3 protein-coding genes are annotated in these 2,117 nt (G+C 62.4%); all 3 read left to right on the forward strand.

The genetic code is table 11. The annotated features are described in order from the left end of the window. On the forward strand, window positions 1-612 hold a 612-nt coding region (locus tag KAZ48_07035), incomplete at its 5' end, for an NADH-quinone oxidoreductase subunit H (protein MBP7972539.1). After that, window positions 572-1,288, forward strand: a complete 717-nt coding sequence (nuoI, locus tag KAZ48_07040) for an NADH-quinone oxidoreductase subunit NuoI (protein MBP7972540.1) — start codon at window positions 572-574, stop codon at window positions 1,286-1,288. The genes KAZ48_07035 and nuoI, both read left to right, overlap by 41 nt. Window positions 1,289-1,299: 11 nt before the next feature. Beyond that, a partial coding sequence (locus tag KAZ48_07045) for an NADH-quinone oxidoreductase subunit J (protein MBP7972541.1) occupies window positions 1,300-2,117 on the forward strand: 818 nt, incomplete at its 3' end.

The raw sequence follows: 2,117 nt of genomic DNA on the forward strand, positions 1-2,117 counted from the left end.
GGTGGCTTCCACACCGAATACAGCACGATGAAGTTCGCCCTGTTCTTCCTGGCTGAGTACATCAACATGGTGACCGTCTCGGCCGTGGCCACCACCTTGTTCCTTGGTGGCTGGCGCGCACCGTGGCCCATCTCGTTGTGGTCTGGCGCGAACGAGGGCTGGTTCCCGATGATCTGGTTCTTCATGAAGATTGGAATCTTCATCTTCGGCTTCATCTGGCTGCGAGGAACGCTGCCTCGGTTCCGCTACGACCAGTTCATGCGTTTCGGCTGGAAGGTGCTGATTCCGATCTCGGTCGTGTGGATCATGATCGTCGGCATCATGCGTGGCCTGCAGATCGAGTACGACACGTCCTACGCCTCGATCATGGCTATCACCGCCGGTGTGATTGTGGTCGCCTTCGGCCTACTCGCGTTGGGTCGCACGACCAAGCGCGGCAAGCAGATCGAGGCGGAGACGCACCCGATACCAAAGAAATTCGATCCCTTCGCTGGCGGGTTCCCCGTACCTCCACTGCCGGGACAGGAGTACCGTCCTGCCCGCCAGACAGTGATCGCCGAGGACTCGGACACTGCCACAACGGTCTCATCGGAGGAGGTGCGCGGTGGCTGATCTACCCCAGCCCATTAGGGGCTTCGGCACGACGTTCTTCACGATGTTCCGGAAAGTCAGCACCGAGCAGTACCCGATGGAAAAGGACAAGTTCCCGCCCAAGCCGCGCTTTCACGGCCGCCACCAACTCAACCGCCATCCAGACGGACTGGAGAAGTGCATAGGTTGCGAGTTGTGCGCCTGGGCCTGCCCCGCTGACGCGATCTACGTCGAAGGTGCCGATAACGAGGCCGGCGACCGTCACTCACCAGGTGAGCGATATGGCTCCGTGTACCAAATTAACTACTTGCGGTGCATCCTGTGCGGACTCTGTATCGAGGCCTGCCCAACCCGAGCGCTGACCATGACCAACGAGTACGAGTTGGCCGACAACTCGCGCGAGAAGCTCATCTACGAGAAGCAGGATCTGCTTGCTCCACTGCTGCCGGGCATGGCGCTGCCGCCGCACTCGATGGTTGCTGGCACCACTGCCAAGGACTACTACGACGGCAGAATCTCAGGCGCGACACCGGAGCAGGAGGCCGAGGTCGAAGCTCGCGAGGCCGCCGAAGCCGCCGCAGTTGTCGAGGCAGACGAAGCGGTTGCCGAACAGGCCGATGATGCCGAGGCGGTCGCCGAAGCACAGCGACGTGGCTGGCAAGAACGAGTTCGCAGGGCCGAGGAGGAGGCGTCGTGACGACCACCTCCTTGCTCGCGACCTCGAACGTTGGGGCCGAGATCGTCTACTGGACGTGCGCGATCCTCGCGATTATCGGCGCCGTGGGCATGATCGCGAGTCGCAAGCCCGTCCACAGCGCACTCTTCGTCGCTTTCACCATGATCAACCTCGCGGTTCTCTACGTGGCATTGGATGCCCCGTTCCTCGGAATGGTGCAGGTCATCGTTTACACCGGCGCGGTCATGATGTTGTTCGTCTTCGTGATGATGGTCGTCGGAGTCGATGCATCCGACTCCCTTGTCGAGACCATCAAGGGCCAGCGCTGGACCGCCATCGTGTTCGTCGTCGGCCTGGCGGCGCTGCTGATCGGTGCGATTGTCAACGGACTGCAGGGCGCGGAGCCGGGATCGCTGGAGGCGGCCAACGCTGCCAACGGCGGCAACGTCCAGGGAATCGCGCAACTCATCTTCACCAAGTACGTCATCGCCTTCGAGGTGACCTCAGCCCTGCTCATCACGGCAGCGTTGGGGGCGATGCTGCTGGCTCACCGCGAGCGATACCGGCCCAAGGTCACGCAAGAACAACTGTCCAAGGAGCGCTTCCGTCAGTTCGCTGCCGGTGGTCCGCTGCCAGGCAACCTCCCGCCGGCGGGCACGTACGCGCGCCACAATGCCGTCGATACCCCGGCCCTTCTGCCCGACGGATCAACCGCGCCGGAGGCGATCCCCGGTTCGCTGCAGGAGCGCGGCACGATGCGTCCGGTCAACATTCCGGATGAGGAAGAAGTCATCACCTTGTCCGAGGGTGACTCGGCCATTAACGACCCAGCCATTAACGACCCAGCCAT

The sequence above is a fragment of the Candidatus Nanopelagicales bacterium genome (assembly GCA_018003655.1).
Classification (GTDB): Bacteria; Actinomycetota; Actinomycetes; order S36-B12; family UBA10799; genus JAGNDY01.